The 25918-nt window shown below is 66.2% G+C and carries 28 protein-coding genes; 11 read left to right on the top strand and 17 right to left on the bottom strand.

The window, feature by feature from the left end:
- Positions 1–24: 24 nt before the first annotated feature.
- The 5 genes from HMPREF3014_RS14645 to minC all read right to left on the bottom strand — a co-directional run bounded on the left by HMPREF3014_RS14645 (position 25) and on the right by minC (position 4141).
- Positions 25–1314: a M18 family aminopeptidase gene (locus HMPREF3014_RS14645; protein WP_003114800.1), complete on the bottom strand. Its 1290-nt coding sequence runs from the start codon at positions 1312–1314 to the stop codon at positions 25–27.
- Between the two features lie 168 nt (positions 1315–1482).
- Positions 1483–2118, bottom strand: coding sequence for an RluA family pseudouridine synthase (locus tag HMPREF3014_RS14640; protein ID WP_003114801.1), 636 nt, complete (start codon positions 2116–2118; stop codon positions 1483–1485).
- Positions 2119–2221: 103 nt separating this feature from the next.
- A complete protein-coding gene (minE, locus tag HMPREF3014_RS14635; protein WP_003091581.1) occupies positions 2222–2476 on the bottom strand; it encodes a cell division topological specificity factor MinE in 255 nt (84 codons plus the stop codon).
- Positions 2473–3288, bottom strand: coding sequence for a septum site-determining protein MinD (gene minD, locus HMPREF3014_RS14630; RefSeq protein WP_003091579.1), 816 nt, complete (start codon positions 3286–3288; stop codon positions 2473–2475). Before minD ends, minE begins: the two co-directional genes overlap by 4 nt.
- 61 nt (positions 3289–3349) lie before the next feature.
- Entirely contained in the window at positions 3350–4141 is a 792-nt protein-coding gene (gene minC / locus HMPREF3014_RS14625) for a septum site-determining protein MinC (protein WP_003114802.1), read from the bottom strand.
- Positions 4142–4300: 159 nt separating this feature from the next.
- On the opposite strand from minC, the gene HMPREF3014_RS14620 reads away from it, so the two are divergent.
- Entirely contained in the window at positions 4301–5239 is a 939-nt protein-coding gene (locus tag HMPREF3014_RS14620; protein ID WP_023087139.1) for a lipid A biosynthesis lauroyl acyltransferase, read from the top strand.
- A gap of 67 nt (positions 5240–5306) precedes the next feature.
- Positions 5307–6476 carry a patatin-like phospholipase family protein gene (locus tag HMPREF3014_RS14615; RefSeq protein WP_003091575.1) on the top strand — a complete coding sequence of 390 codons (1170 nt, stop codon included), beginning with the start codon at positions 5307–5309 and terminating at the stop codon, positions 6474–6476.
- Between the two features lie 63 nt (positions 6477–6539).
- Here the strand turns inward: HMPREF3014_RS14615 and HMPREF3014_RS14610 are convergent, their stop codons facing one another.
- The 4 genes from HMPREF3014_RS14610 to HMPREF3014_RS14595 form a co-directional block, all read right to left on the bottom strand.
- Positions 6540–7397: a pirin family protein gene (locus HMPREF3014_RS14610; protein WP_003116397.1), complete on the bottom strand. Its 858-nt coding sequence runs from the start codon at positions 7395–7397 to the stop codon at positions 6540–6542.
- A gap of 140 nt (positions 7398–7537) precedes the next feature.
- Positions 7538–8341: an MlaA family lipoprotein gene (locus tag HMPREF3014_RS14605; protein ID WP_023087140.1), complete on the bottom strand. Its 804-nt coding sequence runs from the start codon at positions 8339–8341 to the stop codon at positions 7538–7540.
- Between the two features lie 3 nt (positions 8342–8344).
- Positions 8345–9706, bottom strand: coding sequence for an alpha/beta fold hydrolase family protein (locus HMPREF3014_RS14600; RefSeq protein ID WP_003114807.1), 1362 nt, complete (start codon positions 9704–9706; stop codon positions 8345–8347).
- A 142-nt stretch (positions 9707–9848) separates the two neighbouring features.
- Positions 9849–10070: a DUF2061 domain-containing protein gene (locus tag HMPREF3014_RS14595; RefSeq protein WP_003091551.1), complete on the bottom strand. Its 222-nt coding sequence runs from the start codon at positions 10068–10070 to the stop codon at positions 9849–9851.
- A gap of 303 nt (positions 10071–10373) precedes the next feature.
- Here HMPREF3014_RS14595 and HMPREF3014_RS14590 point away from each other — a divergent pair, with 303 nt between their 5' ends.
- From HMPREF3014_RS14590 to HMPREF3014_RS14560, 7 genes are all read left to right on the top strand, one after another.
- Positions 10374–11231: a glycine betaine ABC transporter substrate-binding protein gene (locus HMPREF3014_RS14590; RefSeq protein ID WP_003452840.1), complete on the top strand. Its 858-nt coding sequence runs from the start codon at positions 10374–10376 to the stop codon at positions 11229–11231.
- A gap of 217 nt (positions 11232–11448) precedes the next feature.
- Positions 11449–11760 carry a DUF485 domain-containing protein gene (locus HMPREF3014_RS14585; protein ID WP_003091547.1) on the top strand — a complete coding sequence of 104 codons (312 nt, stop codon included), beginning with the start codon at positions 11449–11451 and terminating at the stop codon, positions 11758–11760.
- Positions 11757–13412, top strand: a complete 1656-nt coding sequence (locus HMPREF3014_RS14580; RefSeq protein WP_003091546.1) for a cation acetate symporter — start codon at positions 11757–11759, stop codon at positions 13410–13412. The genes HMPREF3014_RS14585 and HMPREF3014_RS14580 overlap by 4 nt, the downstream gene beginning before the upstream one ends.
- An 89-nt stretch (positions 13413–13501) precedes the next feature.
- Positions 13502–15301, top strand: a complete 1800-nt coding sequence (locus HMPREF3014_RS14575; protein WP_003116398.1) for a CBS domain-containing protein — start codon at positions 13502–13504, stop codon at positions 15299–15301.
- On the top strand, positions 15298–15924 hold the full coding sequence (locus HMPREF3014_RS14570) for a 3'-5' exonuclease (protein WP_003114810.1): 627 nt from the start codon (positions 15298–15300) through the stop codon (positions 15922–15924). The genes HMPREF3014_RS14575 and HMPREF3014_RS14570 overlap by 4 nt, the downstream gene beginning before the upstream one ends.
- Before the next feature lie 108 nt (positions 15925–16032).
- Complete coding sequence (locus HMPREF3014_RS14565; protein ID WP_003109182.1) at positions 16033–16191, top strand: DUF3309 family protein; 159 nt, start codon at positions 16033–16035, stop codon at positions 16189–16191.
- A 259-nt stretch (positions 16192–16450) separates the two neighbouring features.
- On the top strand, positions 16451–17575 hold the full coding sequence (locus HMPREF3014_RS14560) for a GNAT family N-acetyltransferase (protein WP_003114811.1): 1125 nt from the start codon (positions 16451–16453) through the stop codon (positions 17573–17575).
- Positions 17576–17607: 32 nt separating this feature from the next.
- On the opposite strand, the gene HMPREF3014_RS14555 is transcribed toward HMPREF3014_RS14560, so the two are convergent.
- The 5 genes from HMPREF3014_RS14555 to HMPREF3014_RS14535 all read right to left on the bottom strand — a co-directional run bounded on the left by HMPREF3014_RS14555 (position 17608) and on the right by HMPREF3014_RS14535 (position 22359).
- A complete protein-coding gene (locus HMPREF3014_RS14555; RefSeq protein WP_003091540.1) occupies positions 17608–17874 on the bottom strand; it encodes a DUF2790 domain-containing protein in 267 nt (88 codons plus the stop codon).
- A gap of 281 nt (positions 17875–18155) precedes the next feature.
- Positions 18156–19988, bottom strand: coding sequence for an ABC transporter ATP-binding protein (locus HMPREF3014_RS14550; protein WP_003109184.1), 1833 nt, complete (start codon positions 19986–19988; stop codon positions 18156–18158).
- A 62-nt stretch (positions 19989–20050) separates the two neighbouring features.
- The gene (gene ppiA / locus HMPREF3014_RS14545; protein WP_023087141.1) at positions 20051–20614 is read right to left on the bottom strand and encodes a peptidylprolyl isomerase PpiA; all 564 of its coding nucleotides are present in this window, start codon (positions 20612–20614) and stop codon (positions 20051–20053) included.
- Entirely contained in the window at positions 20596–21423 is an 828-nt protein-coding gene (locus HMPREF3014_RS14540) for an alpha/beta fold hydrolase (RefSeq protein ID WP_016263235.1), read from the bottom strand. The genes ppiA and HMPREF3014_RS14540 overlap by 19 nt, the downstream gene beginning before the upstream one ends.
- A 6-nt stretch (positions 21424–21429) precedes the next feature.
- On the bottom strand, positions 21430–22359 hold the full coding sequence (locus tag HMPREF3014_RS14535) for a PA3225 family LysR-type transcriptional regulator (protein ID WP_003091534.1): 930 nt from the start codon (positions 22357–22359) through the stop codon (positions 21430–21432).
- Positions 22360–22558: 199 nt separating this feature from the next.
- Between HMPREF3014_RS14535 and HMPREF3014_RS14530 the strand changes: the two genes are divergently transcribed.
- Positions 22559–22876, top strand: a complete 318-nt coding sequence (locus HMPREF3014_RS14530; protein WP_023087142.1) for a hypothetical protein — start codon at positions 22559–22561, stop codon at positions 22874–22876.
- Positions 22877–23022: 146 nt separating this feature from the next.
- Positions 23023–23664 (top strand): FMN-dependent NADH-azoreductase AzoR3, encoded by a 642-nt coding sequence (gene azoR3, locus HMPREF3014_RS14525; RefSeq protein ID WP_003114814.1) that lies wholly within the window; start codon positions 23023–23025, stop codon positions 23662–23664.
- Between the two features lie 104 nt (positions 23665–23768).
- On the opposite strand, the gene HMPREF3014_RS14520 is transcribed toward azoR3, so the two are convergent.
- The 3 genes from HMPREF3014_RS14520 to HMPREF3014_RS14510 all read right to left on the bottom strand — a co-directional run bounded on the left by HMPREF3014_RS14520 (position 23769) and on the right by HMPREF3014_RS14510 (position 25842).
- A complete protein-coding gene (locus HMPREF3014_RS14520; protein WP_003116401.1) occupies positions 23769–24668 on the bottom strand; it encodes a DMT family transporter in 900 nt (299 codons plus the stop codon).
- Between the two features lie 9 nt (positions 24669–24677).
- Entirely contained in the window at positions 24678–25013 is a 336-nt protein-coding gene (locus tag HMPREF3014_RS14515) for a tRNA-binding protein (protein ID WP_003109191.1), read from the bottom strand.
- 64 nt (positions 25014–25077) lie between these two features.
- Positions 25078–25842: a helix-turn-helix domain-containing protein gene (locus HMPREF3014_RS14510; protein WP_003114816.1), complete on the bottom strand. Its 765-nt coding sequence runs from the start codon at positions 25840–25842 to the stop codon at positions 25078–25080.
- Positions 25843–25918: the final 76 nt, after the last annotated feature.

Raw genomic sequence — 25918 nt, 5'->3', positions numbered from 1 at the left:
CCGGGGCGTGAGCGCGCCTGGCGCTCAGGGCAGCTCGCTGCTGGCGTAGAAGGCGCCGAGCACCTTGACCAGGTGCGCCAGGTCATGGCTACCGGCCAGCTCGCGAATCGAGTGCATGGCGAAGGTCGGCAGGCCTATGTCGACGGTGCGCACGCCGACCTGGCTGGCGGTGATCGGGCCGATGGTCGAGCCGCATCCCATGTCGCTGCGGGTCACGAAGCTCTGCACCGGCACTTCGCTGTCCTGGCAGAGGTGGCGGAAGAAGCCGGCGGTTTCGCTGTTGGTGGCATAGCGCTGGTTGCTGTTGATCTTGATCACCGGACCGCCGTTCAGCGCCGGGCCATGGTTGGCGTCGTGCCTGTCGGCGTAGTTCGGGTGTACGCCATGGGCGTTGTCGGCCGAGACCAGCAGCGAGCGCTGGATCGCCCGGCTGAAGGCGTCGCCTTCCGGCAGCAGGCGGCGCAGTACCTGTTCGAGGAACGGACCGTCGGCGCCGCAATGCGAACAGGAACCGACTTCCTCGTGGTCGGTGCAGACCAGGATGCAGTTCTCGTCGCCTTCGGCGTTGAGCAGGGCTTCCAGGCCGGCGTGGCAGGACAGCAGGTTGTCCAGGCGCGCCCCGGCGATGAACTCGTCGTTGAGACCTACCACCGCGGCGGACTGGGTGTCGTAGAACGACAGCTCGTAGTCCAGTACCACGTCGGCGGTGATGCCGTGCTCGCGCAGCAGCTGTTCGTCGAGCAGCAGGCGGAAGTCGGCGGCCTCGCCCGGCGCCAGTTGGGCGATGATCGGCGGCAGTTCGTTCTGCGCGTTGATCGGCCAACCCTCGTTGGCGGCGCGGTTGAGATGGATGGCCAGGTTGGGGATTACCGCGATGGCCTTGCGGAAGTCGACCAGGCGGCTTTCCAGCTTGCCATTGGCGCGGAAGGTGACGCGCCCGGCCAGTGACAGGTCGCGGTCGAACCAGGGGGCGAAGAGGGCGCCGCCATAGACTTCGACGCCGAGCTGGAGGAAGCCGTTGCGAGCGATCTCCGGGTTCGGCTTGACCCGCAGGCAGGGGCTGTCGGTGTGCGCGCCGACCAGGCGGAAGCCGCTTTCCAGGGGCGAGCGACGGCCCAGGCGGATGGCGATCAGCGACGAGTCGTTACGGGTCACGTAGTAGCGGCCGCCGGTTTCGGTGTGCCAGGCGTCGCGCTCGTCGAGGCGGCGGTAGCCGGCGGCTTCCAGGCGGCGGGCGAGGCTGGCGGTTGCATGGAAAGGCGTGGGCGAGGCCTTGAGGAAATCGATCAGGCCCTGGTTGAGTTCTGCGCGCATAGTGGCTCCGGACGGCAATCCATGCAGTCTATCGTATTGTCCGACGGGGTTCAGGTCGTTGGCGGCGGGGCCGGCCAGAAAAAGCGGAAGCTGGTCGTTGTATGGCAAGACGGGGTACCGGAAATCGGCGGGCGGCGTCCCGGCGGGCCGGGACGCGGCGGGGAAGGCTCAGAACGGCGCCGGCGACTCGAAGCGCAGGCGTTCGCCGCTCTGCGGATGGGTCAGGCACAGCAGGCTGGCGTGCAGGCACAGGCGTTCGTGGGCGGCGAGGGCTTCGGGGTTGGCGTAGAGGCGGTCGCCGAGCAGCGGATGGCCGATGGAGAGCATGTGCACGCGCAACTGGTGCGAACGGCCGGTGATCGGCGTCAGCTCGACCCTGCTCCAGCGTTCATGACGCTCGATCACGCGCCAGAAGGTCAGGGCGTGGCGGCCGTGCTCGAAGTCCACCACGTGACGCGGCTTGGTCGGCGGGTCGTAGCGCAGCGGCAGTTCGATGCGCCCGCTGTCCAGTTCCGGCAGGCCCCAGCAAAGGGCGGTATAGGCTTTCTCGGTCTCGCGGTCGTGGAACTGGCGGGACAGCTCGCGGTGGCTGTCGGCGTCGCGGGCGAGCACCATCAGGCCGGAGGTTTCCCAGTCCAGGCGGTGGACGATGCGGGCCTCGGGATAGCCGTTTTCCTGCAGGCGGGTGACCAGGCAGTCCTTGTTGTCATCGGCGCGACCGGGCACCGACAGCAGCAGGGTGGGCTTGTCGACCACCAGCAGGGCGTCATCCTGGTGAACGATTCGGATCTGGGACAGCGGCATAGCGAACGGGCTCATCGCCGGGAGGCGGCAGGGAGCCTGGCGGGCAGGCTCGGTGAAACGACTGCGGCGGCCAATGGCCGCCGCAGTATGGACCCTGGGCGAATCAACGATCCGGCAGGGTGATGTTGAGTTCCAGGATCGAGCAGTTGCCCTGGTTCTCCAGTTCCACCTGGATCTGCTCCTGGTCGATCGGTACGTACTTGCGGATCACTTCCAGCAGGTCTTTCTGCAACTGGGGCAGATAATCCGGCTGTGCGCGCTGGCCACGTTCGTGGGCAACGATGATCTGCAGTCGTTCTTTCGCGATGGAAGCGCTGTTCTGCGATTTCCGACTGCGAAAGAAGTCTAAAAGGCTCATTCACGTCCTCCGAACAGTCTTTGCAGGAATCCTTTCTTCTGCACATCGAGGAATCGATGCGGTATTTCCTTGCCGAGCAGGCGGTCGACCGCATCGCTGTACGCCTGGCCGGCGTCGCTCTGCTCGTCGAGGATCACCGGCACGCCCTGGTTCGACGCCTTGAGCACGGCCTGGGATTCCGGGATCACCCCGAGCAGGCGGATGGCGAGGATCTCCTCGACGTCGTCGACGCCGAGCATCTCGCCCTTGGTGACGCGCTCCGGGTTGTAGCGGGTCAGCAGCAGGTGTTCCTTGATCGGCTCCTCGCCTTTCTCGGCGCGCTGCGACTTGCTTGCCAGCAGGCCGAGCATGCGGTCGGAGTCGCGTACCGAGGAAACCTCGGGGTTGGTCACGACGATCGCTTCGTCGGCGAAGTACATGGCCAGGTGGGCGCCTTTCTCGATGCCCGCCGGGGAGTCGCAGATGATGTATTCGAAATCCTTGCGCAGTTCGGCCATGACTTTCTCGACGCCTTCCTTGGTCAGGGCGTCCTTGTCGCGGGTCTGGCTGGCGGCCAGGACATGCAGGTTTTCGAGGCGCTTGTCCTTGATCAGGGCCTGGGTGAGGGTGGCCTCGCCGTTGACGACGTTGACGAAGTCGTACACCACGCGGCGTTCGCAGCCCATGATAAGGTCGAGGTTACGCAGGCCGACGTCGAAGTCGACGATGACGGTCTTGAAACCGCGCAAGGCCAGGCCGGTGCCGATAGCTGCGCTGGTGGTGGTTTTACCGACGCCACCCTTACCGGAAGTGACTACGAGAATTTTGGCCAAGGTGATTCACCCCAATGAAAAACGTAAGAATTCTGGTCCCTGAAAGTGGCGGCAGTATCCGTTAAAGGCGGGTGATGTTCAACACGTCACCCGACAGGCTGACGTGCACTGCCTTGCCCCACTGCGGGCTGCGTCGCAGGTCCTCCGCGACCTTGTAGTTACCGGCGATGGAGACCAGTTCGGCGGCCAGCTGCTGGCAGAAGATTCGCGCCGTGGCGTCGCCTTTCACGCCGGCCAGTGCGCGTCCGCGCATCGGGCCGTACACATGGATGTTTCCGTCGGCGAGAAGTTCCGCGCCGGGACTGACCGCGGCCAGCACGATCAGGTCGCCGCCGGCGGCGTAGATCTGCATGCCGCCGCGCACCGGGGTCTTCACCACCTTGGTCGGGCGGCTGACGGGCTCGGCGGGCTTCTCTTCCGCCTTGGCCGGCTCGGGCCTGGCTTCACCGGCGCTCGGGCTGGGCTCTTCGGCAGGCTTGCGCGGGGCGCTGTCCTTGATGTCCAGCGGTCGTTCGCGGGCGCCCGAGGGCGGCAGCACCGGCAGGTCCAGGGCCTGGGCGGCGGCGATGTCCTCCTCGCGCCCGGCGCGGATCGCCAGGGTGCGCAGGCCGTGGCGGCGACAGACCTCGAGGAGCGCCGGCAGGTCGAGGCGGCCTTCGCCTTCGGGCAGCTTGTCGAGGGCCATGACCAGGGGGGTGTCGCGGAAGAAGTTGGGCGCTTGCGCCACTTTGTCGGCGAGTTGCCGTTCGAGCCTCGCCAGGTCGTTGTGCGCCAGTTCGAGGATGGTCACCGCGAGCATGCTGCCCTTGAGCTGGAATACGGGGTCTTGATCGAGGAGGTCGGCTTGGCTCATGGGGCTTGTCGGTCGTTGAATTGCAGGGACTTATAACGAGAACGCCGGATGCCCGCAAGCGTGGCAGATAGCCGGGGCGGCATCGATCGGCAACGCGGCGTCCCGCCGGGACGGCGGGCAGGGTAGAATGGCGGGCTTTGATCGTCGTCGGAACCGTCCATGGATCGCCCCCGTTTCTCCAGCGCTTTCCTCCATCCCCGCTACTGGCCGCTCTGGTTCGGCCTGGGACTGCTCTGGCTGGTGGTGCAGTTGCCGTATCCCGTCCTGCTGATGCTCGGCCGTGGCCTGGGGGCGCTGATGTACCGCTTGGTCGGCTCGCGCCGCGAGATTGCCGCGCGCAACCTCGAACTGTGCTTTCCGGAAAAGTCGCCCGCCGAACGCGAGCGTCTGCTGAAGGAGAACTTCGCCTCCAGCGGCATCGCCTTCTTCGAGATGGCCATGAGCTGGTGGTGGCCGAAGGCGCGCCTGGCCCGTCTTGCCCATATAGAAGGCCTGGAGCATCTGCGCGAGGCCCAGGCGCAGGGCGAGGGGGTGATCCTCATGGCCCTGCATTTCACCACCCTGGAGATCGGCGCGGCGCTGCTCGGCCAGGTGCACACCATCGACGGCATGTACCGTGAGCACGACAACCCGGTGTTCGACTACGTCCAGCGCCGTGGCCGCGAGCGGCACAACCTCGATGCCACCGCCATCGAGCGCGAGGACGTGCGCTCGATGCTCAAGGTGCTGCGTGGCGGCCGCACCATCTGGTACGCACCGGACCAGGACTACGGCGCCAAGCAGAGCCTGTTCGTGCCGCTGTTCGGCATCCCGGCGGCCACCGTCACCGCCACCACCAAGTTCGCCCGCCTGGGCCGGGCGCGGGTGTTGCCGTTCACCCAGAGCCGCCTGGCCGATGGCAGCGGTTATCGCCTGACCATCCACCCGCCGCTGGAGGACTTCCCCGGCGAGAGCGAGGAAGCCGATTGCCTGCGGATCAACCAGTGGGTCGAGCGCTGCGTGCGCCAGCAGCCCGAGCAGTACCTGTGGGCGCACCGGCGTTTCAAGACCCGCCCGCCAGGCGAAGCCAAGCTCTATCCGAAACGGCGCAAGCGCTGAGGACGGGCATTCCGGACGCGCGCGGGGTCTGGCTATACTCGCCGCAGTTCATGACGGAAGCCCCGCTGTGTCCGATCCCCTTGCCCCACGTCCGCCGCTCACCGGCCTGATCCTTTCCGGGGGCGGCGCCCGCGCGGCCTACCAGGTCGGGGTCCTGGCCGCCATCGCCGACCTGCTGCCGGACAGTGCCGGCAATCCTTTCCCGGTCATCGTCGGTACCTCCGCCGGCGCCATCAACGCCGTTGGCCTGGCTTGCGGCGCCCTGCAATTCCGCCAGGCGATCCAGCGCCTGACCGCGGTCTGGCAGGGATTCCGCACCGAACATGTCTATCGCAGCGACTGGCCGGGCGTGACCCGCCAGGCCTCGCGCTTCCTCGGCCATAGCCTGCTCGGCCTGGGACGGCGGGTGCCGGTGGCGTTGCTGGACAACCGGCCGTTGCATGAGCTGCTGGCACGTGAGCTGGATTTTTCCGGGATTCATGCGGCGGTGCGCCAGCGCCAGTTGCGCGCGGTGGCGGTGACCGCGTTCGGCTACGAGTCGGGGCAGGCGGTGACCTTCTACCAGGGGCGCGCGACCATCGATCCCTGGGTACGCCATCGGCGCCTGGGCATTCCCACCCGCCTGGAGCTTCGGCACCTGCTGGCCAGCGCGGCGATCCCGCTGCTGTTCCCGCCGGTGCGGATCAACCGCGAATACTTCGGCGACGGCGCGGTGCGTTCCCAGGCGCCCATCAGTCCGGCGTTGCACCTGGGCGCCACGCGGGTGCTGGTGATCGGCGTCAGCGGCAACCCGGCCACCGGTGGCGACAGTGCCATGACCGGCCTGCCGCCGTCCGACCGACCGCCGAGCCTGGCGCAGATCGGCGCCCACCTGTTGAACAGCACCTTCATCGACAGCCTGGAAGGCGACATCGAGCAGTTGCAGCGGATGAACCAGATCGGCCAGTTGGTGGCGCCGGAGGTGCGCCGCCAGGCGGGTGGGCTGGAGCCGGTGGAGGTATTGCTGGTGTCGCCGAGCCGGCCGCTGGACGAGATCGCCGCGCGGCACTACCGGGAGCTGTCGCGGGTGCTGCGGCTTTTCCTGCGCGGTCCCGGAGCGACCCGCGCCAGCGGGGCGGGGGTATTGAGCTACCTGTTGTTCGAGCGCGGCTATTGCAGCGAACTGATCGAACTGGGCTACCACGATGCGATGGGCAAGCGGGCGGAACTGGAGCGCTTCCTGCGGATCGAGCGGTAAACCTTATTCAGGACGGGACAGGCGGAAGGAAAAAACCGCCCCGAAGGGCGGCTCGCGCACGGCTCAGACGGCCAGGACACCGTCGCGATAGTCGCGTAGCGCCTGCTCGATTTCCTCGCGGCTGTTCATCACGAACGGACCGTACTGGACGATCGGCTCGCGCAACGGCTTGCCGGCGAGCACCAGTACCCGGGCGCCGGCTTCGCTGCGCAGGCTCAGTTCCCCTTCTTCGGACAGCCGAGCCAGGCGATTGGTGGCGATTTCCACCGGGCGTTCGCCTTCCACCGTCAGGCTGCCTTCGTAGACGTACAGCAGCACGCGATGGCCGTCCGGCAGGCGCGGGGCGATGCGGCCGCCGGCAGGCAGTTGCAGGTCGTAGTAGTGCGGCTCGGTGTCCGGCCTTTCCACGGCGCCGATCTGCTGCGCCTGGCCGTCGTCGAAGCGACCGGCGATCACCGTGACCTTCACGCCTCCGGCGGTTTCCAGGCGCGGCACGTCTTCCGGCTCGATATCGCGATAGCCGGCCGGGGCCAGCTTGTTCTTCGCCGGCAGGTTGACCCACAGCTGGAAGCCACGCATCGCGCCTTCCACCTGTTCCGGCATCTCGCTGTGGATGATGCCGTGGGCGGCGGTCATCCACTGTACGCCGCCGGGCTTGAGCAGGCCGCGATTGCCGAGGTGGTCTTCGTGGCGCATACGCCCTTCGAGCATGTAGGTCACGGTCTCGAAGCCGCGGTGCGGGTGCGAAGGGAAACCGGCGACATAGTCATCCGGGTTCTGGGTATCGAACTGGTCGAGCATCAGGAACGGGTCGAAGCGTTCCGGGGAAGGGCCGCCGATCACGCGGGTCAGGCGGACGCCGGCGCCATCGGAGGCGGGGTGGCCGGTATGCAGTTCGAGGACATCACGGTAGCGGGTCATGGGAACCTCCTGGTTCGTGTATGGCTCGATGATAGTCCTCTGTGCTCGATATATGGATGCGAGTTTTGTTTGATTCCTATCGAGTTATTGGATTGTTTTGAGAAAAAGAAACCGCCACACCAGGGCGGCGGTTCTTCGTCTCACTCGGCGATCTGCAGCTTGCGCGCCTCGGTATAGATGTAGCGCAGTTTCTCGTACTCGAACGGCGAGTTCATCTGGCCGTAGCGGAAGCTGGTGTTGTAGCGCCTGTCCACCACGCGCAGGGCGGTGATCTCCGGGTGGTCGCCGCTGGCCTGGGGAACGTTGAGGTAGTTCACCTGGTATTCGCCGACGTAGTCCACCACCAGTCCGCCGGTGTCGCGCAGGTTGGACGGGCCGAGGATCGGCAGCACCAGGTAGGGGCCGCTGCCCACGCCGTAGAAGCCGAGGGTCTGGCCGAAATCCTCGCTGCGCTTGTGCAGGCCCATCCTGGTCGCAGGGTCCCACAGGCCGAGCACACCGAAGGTGGTGTTGAACAGCAGCCGCGCGGTGGTTTCCATCGCCGCCTTGCCCTTCAATTGGGCGAGGTTGTTCAGCAGATTGGGCACGTCGCCGAGGTTGTCGAAGAAATTGCTCACGCCGCTGCGGACGAAGTGCGGGGTGACGTATTCGTAGCCTCGTACCACGGGCAGGAACACCCACTCGTCGAAGCGATAGTTGAAGTGGTAGACCCGGCGGTTCCAGGATTCCCAGGGATCGTACATGTTCAGTGCGTCGAGGGTGGCGCGCTCGAATTCGCGTTGATCCAGGCCGGGATTGAACTTGAGTTGGTCCAGTGGACGGCTGAAACCGTCGCCGTCGAGCTGGCGTGGCGGCAGTTCGGCCGGCGCGGCGGCCTCGTCGGCCTGGGCGCTGGCGGCAGCGCTCAGCAGAAGGGCGAACATCCAGTGTGCGGTTCGGCTCATCGATCAGTTTCCTGCCTGCTGGGTGAGGGCCGCGCTGGCGACCTGGGTCTGTCCGGCAGCGGGCGTGGCGAAGAAGTCCAGCATGTCCTGCGCGTTGACCTTGTAGTTGAGGTTGCCGCAGTGACCGCCATAGGGATAGACGGTCAGGCGTTCGCCGAAGGTCCGGCGGAGGAAGCCGAGGTCGCCCGGGCCGAGGATGACGTCGTCGGCGTTGTGCATCACGGCGATCTTCGGGCTGTCGTGCAGATAGTCCTGCAGCTTGTAGAGGCTGACCTGGTTGACCAGTTGGGTCAGGCTGCCGCCGTCGTAACGGGCTCGCCACATCGGGATCAGTTGCTCGGTCATGTAGCACTCGAAGTCGCACTGTAGCGCGCGCTTGAAGAAGGGTTCCAGGCTGGTGCCTTCGTTGATCGGGTAGTTCGGCGGGGTGATCAGGCCGCGACGGTTGACCAGGTCCGAGGTGAAGGCGATGTCGGCGGCGGAGAAGCGGAACGAGGTGCCGATCAGCATGGCCATTTCTTCGTTGCTCAGGCGTTGCTTCGACTGCTGGAAGTCGTAGAGCATGGCGTCGTTGATGTCGACGTAGCCTTTCTGCCGGAAGTAGCGGGTCAGCTTGCTCAGCACCACCTCGTAGAAGGTGCGCGAGTCAGTGATGCCCTTGACCTGGGTTTCCACCAGTTTGTCGAGGTTGCTCACCGAGGTGTAGAGGTTCACCGGTGGGTTGAGCAGCAGCACTTTCTTGAAGTTGAAGCTCCGGCGGCTTTCGTCGAGGTGGCTGACGAACGCGGCGTTCAGCGCCCCCAGGCTATAGCCGGTGAGGTAATAGTCGGTCACCGGCAGGTCGCGCTGCTGCGCGCGCACCGCCTGCATCACCCGGTACAGGTCATCGGCGTCGTCGCTGGAAAAGCCCGGTGTGGCGAAGCGCGAGGCGCTGGCCATGAAGTCCCAGCTGGTCGGCGAGGACAACTGCACCACGTGGTAGCCGGCCTGGTAGAAGAGCTTCTTCAGGTATTCCGGGAAGCTGCTGGCGTAGTGGGCGCCAGTCCCGGCAATGATGAAGATCAGCGGCGCCGCATGATCCTGGCGGGCCAGGCGGTAGCGCAGCTTCTTCACCGGCCAGAAGTTGTCCGGCAGGGCGAACTCGCGCTCCGGGCGCAATTTCAGGCTGTAGTCCTTCTGGTCGATGTCCTCGCTGTGCGGAAGCTCGGGACGCAGTTCCGGCGGCGTGGTGGCGATGGTCGCCTCGAACGGGTTGGTCAGTGGATAGCCGTAGCTCGCGGCGTCCACGTCCCGGGCCTGCGCCAGATTGGCACAACCGAGGGCGAGGCCGCCGAGCAGGGCAGCGAAACGGAGGAAGTGGGGCATCGGGGGAATCCCTTCGAGGGAAAAGTACTGAGTGAATATACTGCCGCTATGACAACTGCAAGCCTCAGTAGTGCAGTGGGTTATTGCAGCCAGCGTTCCAATCGGTCTTTCCCGCCTCTTGCCGTGCCTCGCGAATATCCCTTCAGGCGTGGCGGTGCAGCCAGCCATGGGCGCTAGCCGGGCGCGGCGCGCCGTCTTTCTCGAAGCGTTTCCAGATCTTCTCGTGGAAGTAGAAACCGACCGAGTTGCACAGCGGCTCGACCGCCGCCACCAGCCCGCCGACCGCTATGCTGCCGGTCAGCGCATAGGCCACGCTGAAGGCGATGATGAAGTGCATGACGGTGAAGGTCAGGGTCTTGAGCATGGCTGCTCTCCTTTGATCGAGAATCATTCCTCTTTGGCGAAAGCCTATCCAGGCGCTCGGCCAAGCGGAAATCGGCCTGTCCAATCGAGTGCATAGAGCGCTTCGATCGCACTGTCTCGGAGCACATCCGCAGCGTGCCGCAGCGTGCCGCAGCGCAGTTCGAGGCATGTCGTTATCGGGTGCGATAGGTGTCGTTCTCAGAGCAGTCCGCCGTCCGGGCGCGCCGATGATGGACGGCGGCACCGCAGAGTGCCGCGACCGCCGGGGAGCGTCCCCGTCGGCATAGAACAAGGGGTACGTCTGATGCGAATGATGCGACGACTGTTGTGCTGGAGTGCGGGCCTGGCAATGTCGGCGGCTGTGGGGATGGCGGCCGCGGCGGACAAGCCGGTGATCACCATCGGTTACGTGGACGGCTGGTCGGACAGCGTGGCGACCACCCATGTGGCCGCCGAGGTGATCCGCGAGAAGCTCGGCTACGAGGTGAAGCTGATGCCGGTGGCGGCGGGGATCATGTGGCAGGGCGTGGCGCGCGGCAAGCTCGATGCCATGCTCTCGGCCTGGCTGCCGGGCACCCACGGCGCCTACTACGAGAAGATGAAGGATAAGGTGGTCAACCTTGCCATCAACTACCCGGACGCACGCATCGGCCTGATCGTCCCCGAATACGTGAGCGCCAACAGCATCGCCGACCTCCAGGCGCAGAAGGACGCTTTCGGCGGCCGCGTGGTGGGTATCGATGCCGGCGCCGGGGTGATGATCAAGACCGACGAGGCGATCAAGCAATATGGCCTCGACTACAAGCTGGTGGCCAGTTCCGGCAGCGGCATGATCGCCGAGCTGACCCGTGCCGAGAACGAGAAGAAGCCGGTGGTGGTGACCGGCTGGATTCCGCACTGGATGTTCGCCAAGTGGAAGCTGAAGTTCCTCGACGATCCGAAGAAGGTCTATGGCGATACCGAGCATGTCGACACCGTCGCCAACCCGGCGCTGGAGGCCAAGGCCAAGCCGGTCTGGGAGTTCCTGAAGAAGTTCGGCTGGAGGGATGGCAACGAGGTCGGCCAGGTGATGCTGGCGATCCAGGAGGGCGCCAAACCCGAGGATGCGGCGAAGCAGTGGGTGGCGGCCAACCCGGGACGGGTCAAGGACTGGGTGCAGTAGCACGGCTGGTTCGATCGGGGGACGCCGTGCCCGGGCAACCGGGCACGGCGTTTTTCCTTGCCGAAGGCTGGCTCCGGAATCTGCCGGAAGGCCCGGGAATACCGGTCTAGAGCGGCTGGCGAAACGCTACGACTAAAGTCGTCTGGAGCGCTTGCACCAGCGTCCTACAGTGGATATCGACGACATTCCGCGTCACCCCGCTGTGAGGATAAAAACAATGAACGACAGCATCTACCAGCGGATTGATACCAATCCGCGCTTCAAGGAGTTGGTGGCCAAGCGAGAGCGTTTCGCCTGGATACTTTCTTCGATCATGCTTGGCCTCTACGTGATATTCATCCTGCTGATCGCTTTCCAGCCGCAGCTGCTGGGCGCGCGTATCAGTCCCGATTCGTCCGTGACCTGGGGCATCCCGATGGGTGTCGGACTGATCCTTGCCGCGTTCATCCTGACCGGCCTGTACGTGCGTCGCGCCAACGGCGAGTTCGACAGCCTGAACCAGGAAATCCTCAAGGAGGCGCAGCAATGATCGCTCGTCTCCTTGCCGCGCTCGGCCTTGCGGCCTTCGCTCCGGCCCTCTGGGCCGACGCGCTGACCGGCGACGTGCAGCGCCAGCCGCTGAACGTCTCGGCCATCGTCATGTTCGTCGCCTTCGTCGGCGCGACCCTCTGCATCACCTACTGGGCATCCAAGCGCAACCGCTCGGCGGCCGACTACTATGCCGCAGGCGGCCGCATCACCGGCTTCCAGAATGGCCTGGCGATCGCCGGCGACTACATGTCGGCGGCATCCTTCCTGGGTATTTCGGCGCTGGTCTTCACTTCCGGCTACGATGGCCTGATCTACTCGATCGGCTTCCTGGTCGGCTGGCCGATCATCCTCTTCCTCATCGCCGAGCGCCTGCGCAACCTGGGCAAGTACACCTTCGCCGACGTCGCCTCCTACCGCCTCAAGCAGAAGCAGATCCGCACCCTGTCGGCCTGCGGCTCGCTGGTGGTGGTGGCGTTCTACCTGATCGCGCAGATGGTCGGCGCCGGCAAGCTGATCGAGCTGCTGTTCGGCCTCAACTACCATGTCGCGGTGGTCCTGGTGGGCATCCTGATGGTGCTCTACGTGCTGTTCGGCGGCATGCTGGCGACCACCTGGGTGCAGATCATCAAGGCCGTGCTGTTGCTCTCCGGCGCCTCGTTCATGGCGATCATGGTGCTCAAGCACGTCAACTTCGACGTCAGCACGCTGTTCTCCGAAGCCATCAAGGTGCATCCGAAGGGCGAGGCGATCATGAGTCCGGGCGGCCTGGTCAAGGATCCGATCTCGGCATTCTCCCTGGGCTTCGCGCTGATGTTCGGCACCGCCGGGCTGCCGCACATCCTGATGCGCTTCTTCACCGTCAGCGACGCCAAGGAAGCGCGCAAGAGCGTGTTCTACGCCACCGGTTTCATCGGCTACTTCTACATCCTGACCTTCATCATCGGTTTCGGCGCGATCCTGCTGGTCAGCACCAACCCGGACTTCAAGGACGCCACCGGCGCCCTGATCGGCGGCAACAACATGGCGGCGGTGCACCTGGCCGACGCGGTGGGCGGCAGCCTGTTCCTCGGCTTCATCTCGGCGGTGGCCTTCGCCACCATCCTCGCGGTGGTCGCCGGGCTGACCCTGGCCGGGGCCTCGGCCGTCTCCCATGACCTGTACGCCAGCGTATTCAAGGGCGGCAAGGCCAACGAGAAGGACGAGCTGCGGGTCTCGAAGATGACCACCGTGGCCCTGGGCGTGGTCGCCATCGTGCTCGGCATCCTCTTCGAGAAGCAGAACATCGCCTTCATGGTCGGCCTGGCCTTCTCCATCGCCGCCAGCTGCAACTTCCCGGTGCTGCTGCTCTCCATGTACTGGAAGAAGCTGACCACCCGCGGCGCCATGATCGGCGGCTGGATGGGCCTGATCACCGCGGTGGGCCTGATGGTCCTCGGCCCGACCATCTGGGTGCAGATCCTCGGCCACGAGAAAGCCATCTACCCGTACGAGTACCCGGCGCTGTTCTCGATGATCGTCGCCTTCGTCGGTATCTGGTTCTTCTCCATCACCGACAAGTCGGCGGCGGCCGACGAGGAGCGGGCGCGCTTCTTCCCGCAGTTCATCCGTTCCCAGACCGGCCTGGGCGCCTCTGGCGCGGTGGCCCACTAAGCGCTACGTGAAGACGTAGCCCGAGGCGGCGGCCGGATTTCCGGTCCGCCGCCTTTCGTTTCAGCGTCCCGGTTACAGCGAGATGAGCCATGCCTGACAGTTTCAACTTCGCCTCGCCGCCCTTCGACCAGTTGCGTCCCCATCAGCGCGAGACCCTCAAGCAGGCCCTCAGCGTAGGCTACTACGCGCCGGGGGAAACCTTGCTGGAGGCCGGTTCGGCGGTCCCCGGGCTGTTCGTCCTGCTCAAGGGCGTGGTCGAGGAGCGCGGCGACGACGGGCGAGTGTTCGCCCAGTACGCCGCGGACGACCTGTTCGACGTCCGCGGGCTGTTTTCCGGCAGCAGCAAGCATCGCTACCTGGCGATCGAGGAAAGCATCGTCTACGAACTGCCGGCCAGTTGCTTCCACCAGTTGTGCGGGGAGAACCCGGGTTTCGCCCGGTTCTTCCAGGCCGACCTGGCGGCCAAGCGCCAGTTGGCCCAGCGCGACGGGCAGAACCTTGCCGAGTTCATCCTTACCCGCATCGCCCGCGAGCACTTGCTGCCGGCGCTGGAGGTGGAGGCCTCGCTGTCCCTCGGCGACGCCGCGCGCCTGCAATTGAGCCACGGCGCCGATGCCCTGCTGGTGCGGCTGGAGAGGGACGGGCCCGAGCTCGGCATCGTCACCCGCACCGACCTCATGAGCGCGCACTTCCGCGACGGGCGCAGCGAGCTGGAGGCTATCGGGCCGTTGGCCCATGGTCCGCTGGCCAGCGTCGAACTGGGCGATTTCCTGTTCGACGCGATGATCCTCATGACGCGCCAGCGTATCGAGCGGGTCGCGGTCACGGAGGACGGTCAGGTGATCGGCCTGTTGCACCTGACCCAGGTGCTCAGCCTGTTCTCCACCCATTCCCACGTCCTGGCGCTGCGCATCGCCCGCGCCGACGACCTCGGCGACCTGCGCCGCTGCGCGGAAACCCTGGACACCCTGATCGCTACCCTGGCCGGCAACGGTATCCGCCTGCGCTTCATCATGCAGCTGGTCAGCGCGCTCAACGAGCAATTGCTCGAACGGCTTTTCGAATTGTTGCTGCCGCCAACCCTGCGCGGGCGCTGCTGCTTGCTGGTGATGGGCAGCGAAGGACGCGGCGAGCAGTTGCTGAAGACCGACCAGGACAATGCCCTGGTCCTGGCCGACGATCTGCCGCAGGAACAGGCCCTGGCGATGATGCAGCGCTTCAGCGCGGCCTTGCTGGAGTTCGGTTATCCGCCCTGTCCCGGAGGGGTAATGGCCAGTCGGCCGGAATGGTGCAAGCCGCTGGCGGCCTGGCAGGCGGAGCTGCGCGGGACGCTGCTGGAGGGCAAGCCGGAGCAGCTGTTGCGCCTGTCGATCCTGGCCGATGCCTGGCCGGTGGCCGGCAACCTGCAGCTGTTCGAGCCGTTGCGTCGGCAACTGCGCGGTTTCGCCGACGGCGGCGAGCGCTGGCTGGCGGATATCGCGGCGGCGGCCCTGCAATTCGATACGCCGCTGACCTTCCTCGGCCAGCTGAAAACCCAGGACGCCCGCCTCGATCTCAAGCGCGGCGGGATCTTCCCCATCGTCCACGGCATCCGCACCCTGGCCCTGCGCGAAGGCCTGGAGACCCGCGGGACCCTGGCACGGATCGAGGCGCTGAAGCGACACAAGGTCCTCGAAGCACGCCTGGCGGACGACCTGAGCGAGTCTTTCGAGCTGTTCCTGCAACTGCGCCTGACCCGCCAGTTGGCCGGCCAACGCGACGGTCGCCAGCAGGGCCTGGACGTCAGCGGCATGAGCCGCCACGATCGCGACATGCTGCGCTACGGCCTGCATGTGGTGAAGAAGTTCAAGCAGAGCGTGGCCCGTCAATTCCACCTGGAGACCCGATGAACACCATGGTCAAGTTGCCCGACAGCCGCTGGCCGGGCTGGCGCCGCCGGCTGTATTGGTGGATGCACGAGGCGGTCGAGGCGGAGGAAGTGATCTCCCTCGATCTCGAGACCACCAGCCTCGACCCGCGTCGTGCCGACATCCTCAGCATCGGCGCGGTGCTGGTGCGGCGCGGCAAACTGGTCATGGGCGAGCGCCTGGAACTCTACGTCGAGCCGCCGCCGAGCCTGGATGCGGAGTCGATCCGCATCCACAAGCTGCGCCGCGCCGACCTGGAGGGACAGTTGCAGCTGGAGCAGGCCCTGCGCCAGGTGCTGGCGTTCATCGGCGACCGACCGCTGCTGGGCTACTATCTGTCGTTCGATGTCGCCGTGCTGAACCGGCACCTGCGCCAGCTCCTCGACCGACAGTTGCACAACCCCTCCATCGAGATTTCGTCGCTGTACCACCGGAAGGTCAGCCGGCATTTTCCCGACGCACACATCGACCTGCGCTTCGACACCCTGGCGCGGGCCCTGGATGTGCCGGTCAGCGGTCGCCACACCGCCCTCGGCGACGCCCAGGCGGTGGCGCTGATGTTCATGCGTCTGCTCAAGGGGCCGGCGCCCAAGGTCATCCACTGAGGCTGGAGGTCGCGGATTTATTGAATCTTCGTTGCTCGGCGGGGGTCGAGAACTACAAGGGCGGAATCTCCCGCCCTTTGCCCCATGAGCCGAACAGGAGCGACGCCCATGAGTCTCGGTACGATTCTTCTGATCATCCTGATCCTGCTGCTGATCGGCGGTCTGCCGGTCTTTCCTCATTCGCGCAACTGGGGCTACGGGCCCTCGGGGATCATCGGCGCATTGCTGGTGGTGCTGTTGGTCCTGTTGCTGCTGGGCATGATCTAGGGCCCGATCGGGAATGCCGTCGCGGCGGGTATCGGCGGATAACGCCTCCGGCGTTATTCGCCCTACGCGGAGGGTTCCCAGCTTTCGCTCCGCCGTTGCGGCGGGGTATCGGCGGATAACGCCGTTGGCGTTATGCGCTCTACGTAGGATGGATCGAAGCCTTCGCTTGGTGAAGGGCGGTTTCATCGCGGGTCCGCCGGGCGCTTTTTTTCCATCGACCGGCTTCACTTGCCTTGCGTCTCGCGCCAGACTGGCGCGCATGCCGATCCAGACGCTTGCCACCCTTGCCGATATCGACGCCGCCGAGTGGGACGCCTTGCTGCCTCCCGCCCAGCCATTCCTGCGTCATGCTTTCCTGTCCGCGCTGGAAGACAGCCACAGCGTGACGCCCGCTACCGGCTGGCGCCCGGCTCATCGCGTGCTGCGCGATCCGCAAGGGCGGCTGTGCGCGGCGCTGCCGGCCTATGTGAAGGCGCACTCGTACGGCGAATACGTGTTCGACTGGAGCTGGGCCGACGCCTGCCAGCGGGCCGGTATCCGCTACTACCCGAAGCTGCTGGTAGGGGTGCCCTTCACCCCGGTCGCCGGTGCGCGCCTGCTGGGCGAGGACGAAGGGTTGCAGGGGCTGCTCGCGTCCCTTGGCGAGGAGGCCGAGGCGAGCGGTCTGTCGAGCATCCATGTGAATTTCACCGACGCCCGGGCGGACACCTTGCTTGCCGCGCGTGACGGTTGGCTCGAACGCCTGGGTTGCCAGTACCACTGGCACAACCGCGGCTATCGGGACTTCCAGGACTTCCTCGAGGCCCTCAGTTCGCGCAAGCGCAAGCAACTGCGCAAGGAGCGCGAACAGGTCGGCGGACAGGGCATCGAGTTCGAATGGCGGGAAGGCGGCCAGTTGTCCGAACTGGAGTGGGATTTCGTCTATCTCTGCTACGCCAACACCTACCTGGTGCGCGACCGCGATCCCTACCTGAGCCGCGAGTTCTTCGGCCTGCTGGCCGAGCGCATGCCGGAGGCGATCCGCGTGGTCTTCGCCCACCAGCGTGGCAAGCCGGTGGCGATGGCGTTCAGCCTGGTCGCTGGAGATACCCTGTACGGGCGCTACTGGGGATGCCTGGCCGAGTTCGACCGGCTGCACTTCGAGACCTGCTTCTACCAGGGCCTGGAATTCGCCATCGGCGCCGGCCTGGCGCGCTTCGACGCCGGCGCCCAGGGCGAACACAAGCTGATCCGCGGTTTCGAGCCGGTGCTGACGCGCTCCTGGCACTACCTGGCACATCCCGGTCTGCGCGATGCCGTGGCGCAGTTCCTCGAACAGGAGCGGGCGGGTGTGCGCGCCTACGCCGAGGAGGCCCACGGCCTGTTGCCCTACCGCCAGGCCTGAAGGGGGCCGGAACGATAGGGCGTGGCGTCCGCTCAGCCGTTGCTGGTGCTGCCGCCCCATTCGAGGAAGCGGATCTTGTGCAGCTCGCCGCTATGGTCCTCGTAGACCACGGTCACCGGCACTACGCCGGTCCTGGTCGAATTGTCGGTACGGTGCAGGACATTCTTCACGTCCAGTTGCATGCCGTAGTGGTATTCCTCGACCGGCAGGCCGCGGCCCGGGTCCTTGTCCACGTCCTGGGCGAAGGCCATGGGGGCGAGGCTGGTGATGACGGCGGACACGACAGAGGCAAGTTTCATTCTGTGATTCTCCGTAGCGATGGGGCGAAATCCCCGGTACCGAGCACTGGCATCCTTGGTCGTCCGTGGCCGACGCCAGGTGGACGGGGACGATGCGGCAGGCGTCGGGATCGAGCCGGGGCACGGGTTCGATAAGAACACCGTTTCGCTGGCGGAAAAAATCGAAGCGCGTGCTAGTCGAGATCGACGGCGGTGATGATTGCCGCGAAAAGGCCCGTTGCAGAGCCTTTGACAAGGTCACCCAGGCCGGGCGGCGCGAGCCGCCGCCCGGTGCCGAGGCTTCAGTCGACGCCGACGAAGCCGCCGGTCTGGTGTTGCCAGAGGCGCGCATAGAGGCCGCCATGGGCGAGCAACTCGGCATGCGTGCCGCTTTCGGCGATGTGGCCCTTGTCCAGCACCACCAGGCGGTCCATGCGCGCAATGGTCGACAGGCGGTGGGCGATGGCGATCACCGTCTTGCCCTGCATCAGGGTCTCCAGGCTTTCTTGGATCGCCGATTCGACTTCCGAGTCCAGCGCCGAGGTCGCTTCGTCGAGGATCAGGATCGGCGCGTCCTTGAGCAGCACCCGGGCGATGGCGATGCGCTGGCGCTGGCCGCCGGAGAGCTTCACTCCGCGTTCGCCGACATGGGCGTCGAAGCCGCGGCGGCCCTCGGCGTCGCTGAGCAGCGGGATGAACTCGTCGGCGCGAGCCTTGCGCACCGCTTCCATGAGTTCCGCGTCGCTGGCGCCGGGGCGGCCGTAGAGCAGGTTGTCGCGGATCGAGCGGTGCAACAGCGAGGTGTCCTGGGTGACCATGCCGATCTGCGCGCGCAGGCTTTCCTGGGTCACCCCGGCGATGTCCTGGCCATCGACCAGGATGCGTCCGCTCTCCAGGTCGTACAGGCGCAGCAGCAGGTTGACCAGGGTCGACTTGCCGGCGCCGGAAGGTCCGACCAGGCCGATCTTCTCGCCGGGCCGGACCTTCAGGTCGAGACCCTGGATCACGCCGCTGCCCTTGCCGTAGTGGAAGGCGATGTGCTCGAACTCCACCTCGCCGCGCTCTACCCGCAGCGGCTGGGCGTCCTCGCGGTCGACCACCTTGCGCGGCAGGGCGATGGTCTGCATGCCATCCTGGACCTGGCCGATGTTCTCGAAGATGCCGCCGACCACCCACATGATCCAGCCGGACATGTTGTTGATGCGGATCACCAGCCCGGTGGCCAGGGCGATGGCGCCCACCGAGATCAGCTCCTGGCTCCACAGCCACAGGGCCAGGCCGGTGGTGCCGGTGATCAGCACGCCGTTCATCACCGTGATGGTCACGTCCATGGAGGTCACTACGCGCCCGGCGCGTTGCGACTTGAGGGTCTGGTCGCCGATCGCTTCGCGGGCGTAGTCCTCTTCCTGGCGGGTGTGGGCGAACAGCTTCAGCGTGGTGATGTTGGTGTAGCCGTCGACGATCCGCCCCATCAGCTTCGAGCGCGAATCCGAGGCCTCCACCGAGCGGCGCTTGACCTGGGGAACGAAGTAGGCGAGGGCGCCGACGTAGGCGAACACCCACAGCACCAGAGGGATCATCAGGCGCCAGTCGGCCTCGGCGAACAGCACCAGGGCGCTGACGGTATAGATCAGCACGTGCCAGAGGGCGTCCACCACCTGCACCGCCGAATCGCGCAACGAGTTGCCGGTCTGCATGATGCGCTGGGCGATGCGCCCGGCGAAATCGTTCTGGAAGAAGCCGAGGCTCTGCTTGAGCACGTAGCGGTGGTTCTGCCAGCGGATCAGGTTGGTCATGCTCGGGTTGATGCTCTGGTGCACCAGCATGTCGTGCAGGGCGTTGAACAGCGGGCGCAGGACCAGCGCCACCACCGCCATCCAGATCAGTTCGTTGGCGTGCACGCGGAAGAACTCCGCGCTGGGCGTGCTCTGGGCGAGATCGACGATGCGGCCGAGGTAGCTGAACAGCGCCACCTCGATCAGCGCGACGATCAGGCCGACCACCAGCAGGGCCAGGAACACCGGCCAGACCTGGCGCAGGAAGTAGACATAGAAACGCAGCACTTCGCTGGGCGGCATGCGTTCGGAAGCACTGCGGAACGGGTCGATCAGACGTTCGAAACGACGATAAAGCATGATGGCTCTCTTCTGGAGCGGGCCCGTCCTGGGCCCGCCGGATCAAGCCCCTGCGGCTGGACTCAGAGGCGTTTGGCGGACAGGATCACCACGTCGTCGCTCGGCACGTCGGCGAAGCCGTTGCGGCGGGTGGTGGGAACCTTGGCGATCTGGTCGACCACGCCCATGCCACGCACCACCTTGCCGAACACGGCATAGCCGAAGTCGCGGGCACCATGGTTGAGGAAGTCGTTGTCGGTCAGGTTGATGAAGAACTGGCTGGTGGCCGAATCGACCACTCCGGTACGGGCCATGGCGAGGGTGCCGCGCTCGTTGAGCAGGCCGTTGTCGGCCTCGTTCTTGATCGGTGCACGGGGCTTCTTCTCCTGCATGCCGGCGCTGAAGCCGCCGGTCTGCACCATGAAGCCCGGGATCACGCGGTGGAACAGGGTGCCGTCGTAGTAGCCGCTGTCGACGTACTCGAGGAAGTTCTTCACGCTGATCGGCGCCTTGGCCGGATCGAGTTCTACCTCGATCTCGCCGAGGCTGGTGGCGATCAGGACGTGCGGCTTGGCGGCAGGCGTGGCGGCCAGCAGGGAACCGGCGAAGAGCAGGGTGCAGGCGGCGATCAGGAGACGTTTGAGCATGGTTGTTCCTTGGTTTTATCGATATCGGCGAGGAAGCCGAGCAGGGTGGTGTTGAAAATCTCGGGTTGGTCCATCGGCGTGGCGTGGCGGGAGTCCTCCACCACCACCAGGCGGGCGTCGGCGATCCGCTCGCAATAGGCCTGCTTCAGCGATACCGGCGTGTAGTCGCGATCCGCGCTGATCACCAGGGTCGGACAGGCGATCTCGGCCAATCGTTCCTGCACGCCCCAGCCGATGATCGCGTCGAGGCTGGCCAGGTAGGCGCGCTTGTCGTTCTCCGCCCAGCGCGCCTCGATCTTCTCTCGCAGCCCGGCCTGTTCCGCCTTGGGAAACAACAGCCGGCCGAGGGCGCGGCCGATGATCCGCAGGCTGAGCAGGCGCGAGAGGAGCTTGCGCTTGGCCACCTCCAGATGTTCGCGAGGCTTGCGCGGGATGACTTCCGGAGTGCTGTTGACGATGGTCAGGCTGCGCAGCAGGTCGGGTCGGTCGCAGGCCAACTGGAAGCCGATCATCCCGCCCATGCTGATGCCGACCAGGTGTACCGGACCGCAGCCGAGCCGGTCGAGCAGCGCCGCGCAGTCCTCGGCGAAGCCGGCCATGCTGTAGCCGCCGCGCGGCTTGCCGGAGCGGCCGTGGCCGCGCAGGTCCGGGACCAGCAGGCGGTAGTGGCCCAGCAGGGCCGGCAACTGGTATTCCCAGTCGCGGGCGCTCGAACCGAGACCGTGCAGCAGCAGGACCGGCGCGCGCTCGGTGGGACCGGGGTGGTCGTCGTAGACGAGGGTGCAGTCGCGGTGCTGGAAGTCAGGCATCTGCGTTCACTCGGCGGCCGGTTCGGGCGCCGCGAAGGGCGCGTTGAGCGGTACGTTGGCGAACGACTTGAGCATTTCCATGAGGATCTGGCTGGCCGGGCCGAGCGGCTTTTCCTTGTTGGTGTAGAGGTAGAAGCGGCTCTGCCGCACGCCGCCCTGGCTCAGCGGCAGCGGCTTGAGCTGGCCACTCTGCAGTTCGCGCTCGATGATGTGTCGCGGCAGCCAGGCGAAGCCCAGGCCGTTGCCGACGAAGGTCGCCGCGGTAGCCAGGCTGCCCACCGTCCAGCGCTGTTCGGCGCCCAGCCAGCCGTGGTCGCGCGGCTGTAGCCGGCCGCTGTCGCGGATCACCACCTGCATCTGGGTTTCCAGGTCCTGGTGGGTCAGTTCGCGTTGCAGGCGGTGCAGCGGATGGTCGGGGTGGGCCACGGCGACGAACTCGACCACGCTGAGGTCGGCGCCGAGGTGGCCGGGAATGATCAGGCCGCTGATCGCCAGGTCGGCGGCGCCCTGGATCAGCGCTTCCTCGACGCCGGAGAGCACTTCCTCGCGCAGCAGCACGCGACAGCCGCGGCTCTGCGGCATGAAGGCGGACAGCGAGCGGACGATCCGCGCGGTGGGGTAGGCGGCGTCCACCACCAGGCGCACCTCGGGTTCCCAGCCCTGTTCCATGTGGTGCGCCAGTTCCTCCAGTTGCCCGGCCTGCTTGACCAGTTGCCGCGAACGGCGCAGCAATACTTCGCCGGCCTCGGTCAGCACCGCCTTGCGTCCGTCGATGCGCAGCAGCGGCACGCCGAGCTGTTCCTGCATGCGCGCCACGGTATAGCTGATCGACGATTGCGAGCGGTGCAGGGCTTCCGCGGCCTGGGCGAAGCCGCCGTGGTCGACCACCGCCTGCAGGGTCCGCCATTGGTCCAGGGTTACGCGTGGCGCTTTCATTTCCGCCTCCTCGAATGCAGGGATGCCTCGCCGGCGTTTCCGCGGCCGGCAGGCGATGACGAGTGCGCCGGAGGGGCGACTTCGCTTATCGTGTCGTCGGCGTCCTGTACGGGGTAGCTGTCCATTCTCTTGACGTACGGGATGCCGTGGTTTTCAGGGTGTTGCCATTTTTCCATCTGTCGCTACCGGGAGTCCGGCCATGAAAAGGCTTTGCTGTTTCGCACTATCGCTGCTGCCCCTGTCCGCTTTCGCCTATCCGATCGAGGTCGACCCGCAACTCAACGGCACCGAGGTCTCCTACAGCACCCAGGACATCGGGCGCGACATGGGCGCGATCCTTCTCACCAACCTGGGAGGCCAGGCGGCAGAGTGCACGGCGGTGTTCCGCAACGGCCCGGAGACCCCGAAAGTGCGCAAGGGCGTGATCCAGCCCGGGCAGAACAGCAACTTCGCCGCGCAATTCGGCCGCGACATCATCAAGTTGCGGATCAAGCTGACCTGCAAGATCGCGAAATAGAGCGTTCTCTCACCGAAAGACTAGGTGGTGCCTGTTTATAAATCAACCTGGTCGATATTTAACAGCGGTTTTTTCAACTTTTTAATCGATTAATCATTCTCTACCCTCACCTCCATCGTTGTAGCGCAGTGGGTGGAGGTCGAGTCATGTCCCGTGTCCTGGTTATCGAGAGCAGTGCCCGCCAACGGGGCTCGGTTTCCCGCCTGCTGACGGCGGAATTCATCTCCCACTGGAAAATCGCGCATCCCGCTGATCGCTTCCAGGTTCGCGACCTGGCGCGCGAGCCGCTGCCGCACCTCGATGAATTATTGCTGGGAGCCTGGACCACCCCCTGTGATGGCCATAGCGCTGCGGAAAGGCGCGCCCTCGAGCGTTCCAATCGCCTGACCGAGGAGTTGCGGATGGCGGACGTGCTGGTGCTGGCGGCACCGATGTACAACTTCGCCATTCCCAGCAGCCTGAAGAGCTGGTTCGACCATGTGCTGCGCGCCGGCCTGACCTTCCGTTACGCCGAGCAGGGGCCGGAAGGCCTGCTACAGGGCAAGCGCGCCTTCGTTCTCACCGCCCGCGGCGGGATCTACGCCGGCGGTGGTCTCGATCACCAGGAACCCTATCTGCGCCAGGTGCTGGGCTTCGTCGGCATCCACGACGTCACCTTCATCCACGCGGAGGGCATGAACATGGGCCCGGAATTCCGTGAGAAAGGCCTGGCGCGAGCCCGTGAGCGGATGCGGCAGGCGCTGGAAACCGACACCTCCCTTTGCGTCCCTCTGCCAACGCTCCGGTGATTGGACGCAGCACCCGGTCGAACCCCTTCCCCCCGCGTGTTCGACCGGGTTTTTTTATTCACTGCGGACTTTCGATGGTTGCCGGTGTGACGGCCGGGGCGGATTCAGGCGCGCTCGGGATCGCCTCGTTCGTCGCCGACTGCGGTTTTCCTGCCCCGTGCACCGAGGCGCGCCGACAGCACGATGGCGAGGATGATCAGGGCACCGCCGAGGAACATCCGCGGCCCCGGCGTCTCATGGAACAGCAGCCAGGCGAAGGCGATCCCGTAGACCGGCTCCAGGGCGAATACCAGTGCCGCGGTGCGGGCCTTGACCACCGCCAGGCTGGCCACGAACAGGCTGTGCGCCAGGCCGGTGCAGAAGACGCCCAGCAGGGCCAGCCAGAGCCAGTCGAGAGCGGGTAGCGCCGGTAATTCGCCGACCGCGAATGGCAGCAGGCACAGGGCGACTACCAGGTTCTGCCAGAGCGCCGCCTGCACCGGGCCGACCTGCCCGCTGTTGCTACGGTTGGCCAGCGACAGCAGGGCGAACAGCAGGCCGGAAAGGATCGCCCAGAGCAGGCCGAGGGTGGCGCCGCTGGCGAGGTCGAAGTTCGGCGTGACCAGCACCAGGCCAAGGCTGACCAGGACCACCAGCAGTCCTTCCGCGAGATGAATGCGCTCGCGGAAGAGCAGCCCTTCGAGGATTACCGTGAAGGCCGGGAAGCTGGCGAAGCCGAGGGTGGCGATGGCCACGCCGGCGGTCTTCACGGCGATGAAGAAACTCACCCAGTGGCCGGCCAGGAGCAGGCCGCAGAGCGCCAGGCGCAGCCATTGCGCGGGTCCCAGGGCGCGCCAGGCCTGGCCCGCGAGGCGGGCGAAGAGGCCGAGGGCGAGCACCGCGAACAGCGCACGACCGAACACGATCACCCCGGGGGAGGCGCTGGCCAGCTTGCCGAACACCCCGGTCAGGCCGAAGAGGAGGGCGCCGCCGTGCAGGGCGGCGAGGGCGGAACGTCGATTCATGGGGATCCTTCAGGCCAGGCGCGCACCGTTGGGCAGGGGCTTGTCGAAGCCGGCCAGGACCACCTTGTCCTCGCTATCGTAGACCCCGGTGACCAGGACCTCCGAGCGCACCCCGGCGATCTGCTTCGGAGCGAAGTTGCAGACGCAGAGGACCTGGCGTCCGACCAGTTGCTCGGCCTGGTAGTGTGCGGTCAGTTGCGCGCTGGAGGTGCGCAGGCCGAGCGGTCCGAGGTCGACCTCGAGGACATAGGCGGGTTTGCGTGCCTTGGGGTTGGGAGCGGCGCTGAGGATGGTGCCGACGCGCAGTTCGACGCGTTCGAAATCCTGCCATTCGATGATGTCCATGCTGACTCCTGTTCTGTCGATGGGCAGAGAGTAAGGAGTCGTGACGGATTTGTCTGTCGTGCGGCTAGCCGGTTTTGTCGCGGGACTCGCGACGCAGTTGTCGCGGGGTGACGCCGAACTCGCGGACCAGCGCTGCGGTGAAGGCGCTCTGCGAGGCGTAGCCGACCCGGGCGGCGATCTCGCCCACCGCCAGGCTGCTCTCCAGCAACAGTTCGTGGGCCTGGTGCAGGCGTCGGCTGCGCGCGTAGTCCATGGGCGTCTGTCCGGTCTCGGCGAGGAACAGGCTGTGGAAGCGCGCCACCGAAAGACCGGCCAGCCGCGCCAGGTCGGCTACCTGTAGCGGATGGGCGGCATGGCGGTCGAGGTAGGCGTCGAGGCTGGCCAGTGGCAGGCGGGGCTGCTGGCGCGGCGGCTGGCGCTCGCTGGCCAGGCTGGCGAGGAGCAGGCCGGCGCCCTGGTGGGCGATCACCGGGTCGTTGATCGGGCCGCTGGCCAGCCAGTTCACCAGTTGGCCCTGGGCGGGCGTCAGCGACAGCGCCTGCGGTCGCTCGAACAGCCGCCTGCCGGCTTCGGCGTGTTCGCCCAGGCCCAGCAGCAGGCTGCCGTCGCAGGGCAGGTCGAGGACCAGGCAGCGGCTGCCGGAGGGACTCGAGCAGGCATGCCGGGCTTGCGCCGGAACCACCGCGAAGGTCTGCCGCAACACGCGGCTGCCGCGCCCCTCGACCTCGAAGTCGAGGCAGCCGCTGAGGCCCAGGACCAATTGGGCATGGTCATGGCTGTGGACGATCTGGTCGTGGCTGTAGTGGCGCAGGGAAAGGATCGAACCCATGGCGAAGCTCCCGGAGGCAGGCGCCCAGTCTACCCGCTGGCGCCGGCGACAGACAGCCGGGCCCTGTCACGCAACG

Origin of the sequence: Pseudomonas sp. HMSC065H01, assembly GCF_001815235.1 — a bacterium.
GTDB lineage: Bacteria > Pseudomonadota > Gammaproteobacteria > Pseudomonadales > Pseudomonadaceae > Pseudomonas > Pseudomonas aeruginosa.
Note: the sequence above shows the minus strand (reverse complement) of the source record. Positions and strands in the feature narration are given on the sequence as shown.

Coding starts and splice junctions, on each gene's coding strand:
- HMPREF3014_RS14645 (WP_003114800.1), bottom strand. CDS start 1,314: ATGCGCGCAGAACTCAACCAGGGCCTGATCGATTTCCTCAAGGCCTCG.
- HMPREF3014_RS14640 (WP_003114801.1), bottom strand. CDS start 2,118: ATGCCGCTGTCCCAGATCCGAATCGTTCACCAGGATGACGCCCTGCTG.
- minE (WP_003091581.1), bottom strand. CDS start 2,476: ATGAGCCTTTTAGACTTCTTTCGCAGTCGGAAATCGCAGAACAGCGCT.
- minC (WP_003114802.1), bottom strand. CDS start 4,141: ATGAGCCAAGCCGACCTCCTCGATCAAGACCCCGTATTCCAGCTCAAG.
- HMPREF3014_RS14620 (WP_023087139.1), top strand. CDS start 4,301: ATGGATCGCCCCCGTTTCTCCAGCGCTTTCCTCCATCCCCGCTACTGG.
- HMPREF3014_RS14610 (WP_003116397.1), bottom strand. CDS start 7,397: ATGACCCGCTACCGTGATGTCCTCGAACTGCATACCGGCCACCCCGCC.
- HMPREF3014_RS14605 (WP_023087140.1), bottom strand. CDS start 8,341: ATGAGCCGAACCGCACACTGGATGTTCGCCCTTCTGCTGAGCGCTGCC.
- HMPREF3014_RS14600 (WP_003114807.1), bottom strand. CDS start 9,706: ATGCCCCACTTCCTCCGTTTCGCTGCCCTGCTCGGCGGCCTCGCCCTC.
- HMPREF3014_RS14595 (WP_003091551.1), bottom strand. CDS start 10,070: ATGCTCAAGACCCTGACCTTCACCGTCATGCACTTCATCATCGCCTTC.
- HMPREF3014_RS14590 (WP_003452840.1), top strand. CDS start 10,374: ATGCGAATGATGCGACGACTGTTGTGCTGGAGTGCGGGCCTGGCAATG.
- HMPREF3014_RS14585 (WP_003091547.1), top strand. CDS start 11,449: ATGAACGACAGCATCTACCAGCGGATTGATACCAATCCGCGCTTCAAG.
- HMPREF3014_RS14580 (WP_003091546.1), top strand. CDS start 11,757: ATGATCGCTCGTCTCCTTGCCGCGCTCGGCCTTGCGGCCTTCGCTCCG.
- HMPREF3014_RS14575 (WP_003116398.1), top strand. CDS start 13,502: ATGCCTGACAGTTTCAACTTCGCCTCGCCGCCCTTCGACCAGTTGCGT.
- HMPREF3014_RS14570 (WP_003114810.1), top strand. CDS start 15,298: ATGAACACCATGGTCAAGTTGCCCGACAGCCGCTGGCCGGGCTGGCGC.
- HMPREF3014_RS14565 (WP_003109182.1), top strand. CDS start 16,033: ATGAGTCTCGGTACGATTCTTCTGATCATCCTGATCCTGCTGCTGATC.
- HMPREF3014_RS14560 (WP_003114811.1), top strand. CDS start 16,451: ATGCCGATCCAGACGCTTGCCACCCTTGCCGATATCGACGCCGCCGAG.
- HMPREF3014_RS14555 (WP_003091540.1), bottom strand. CDS start 17,874: ATGAAACTTGCCTCTGTCGTGTCCGCCGTCATCACCAGCCTCGCCCCC.
- HMPREF3014_RS14550 (WP_003109184.1), bottom strand. CDS start 19,988: ATGCTTTATCGTCGTTTCGAACGTCTGATCGACCCGTTCCGCAGTGCT.
- ppiA (WP_023087141.1), bottom strand. CDS start 20,614: ATGCTCAAACGTCTCCTGATCGCCGCCTGCACCCTGCTCTTCGCCGGT.
- HMPREF3014_RS14540 (WP_016263235.1), bottom strand. CDS start 21,423: ATGCCTGACTTCCAGCACCGCGACTGCACCCTCGTCTACGACGACCAC.
- HMPREF3014_RS14535 (WP_003091534.1), bottom strand. CDS start 22,359: ATGAAAGCGCCACGCGTAACCCTGGACCAATGGCGGACCCTGCAGGCG.
- HMPREF3014_RS14530 (WP_023087142.1), top strand. CDS start 22,559: ATGAAAAGGCTTTGCTGTTTCGCACTATCGCTGCTGCCCCTGTCCGCT.
- azoR3 (WP_003114814.1), top strand. CDS start 23,023: ATGTCCCGTGTCCTGGTTATCGAGAGCAGTGCCCGCCAACGGGGCTCG.
- HMPREF3014_RS14520 (WP_003116401.1), bottom strand. CDS start 24,668: ATGAATCGACGTTCCGCCCTCGCCGCCCTGCACGGCGGCGCCCTCCTC.
- HMPREF3014_RS14515 (WP_003109191.1), bottom strand. CDS start 25,013: ATGGACATCATCGAATGGCAGGATTTCGAACGCGTCGAACTGCGCGTC.
- HMPREF3014_RS14510 (WP_003114816.1), bottom strand. CDS start 25,842: ATGGGTTCGATCCTTTCCCTGCGCCACTACAGCCACGACCAGATCGTC.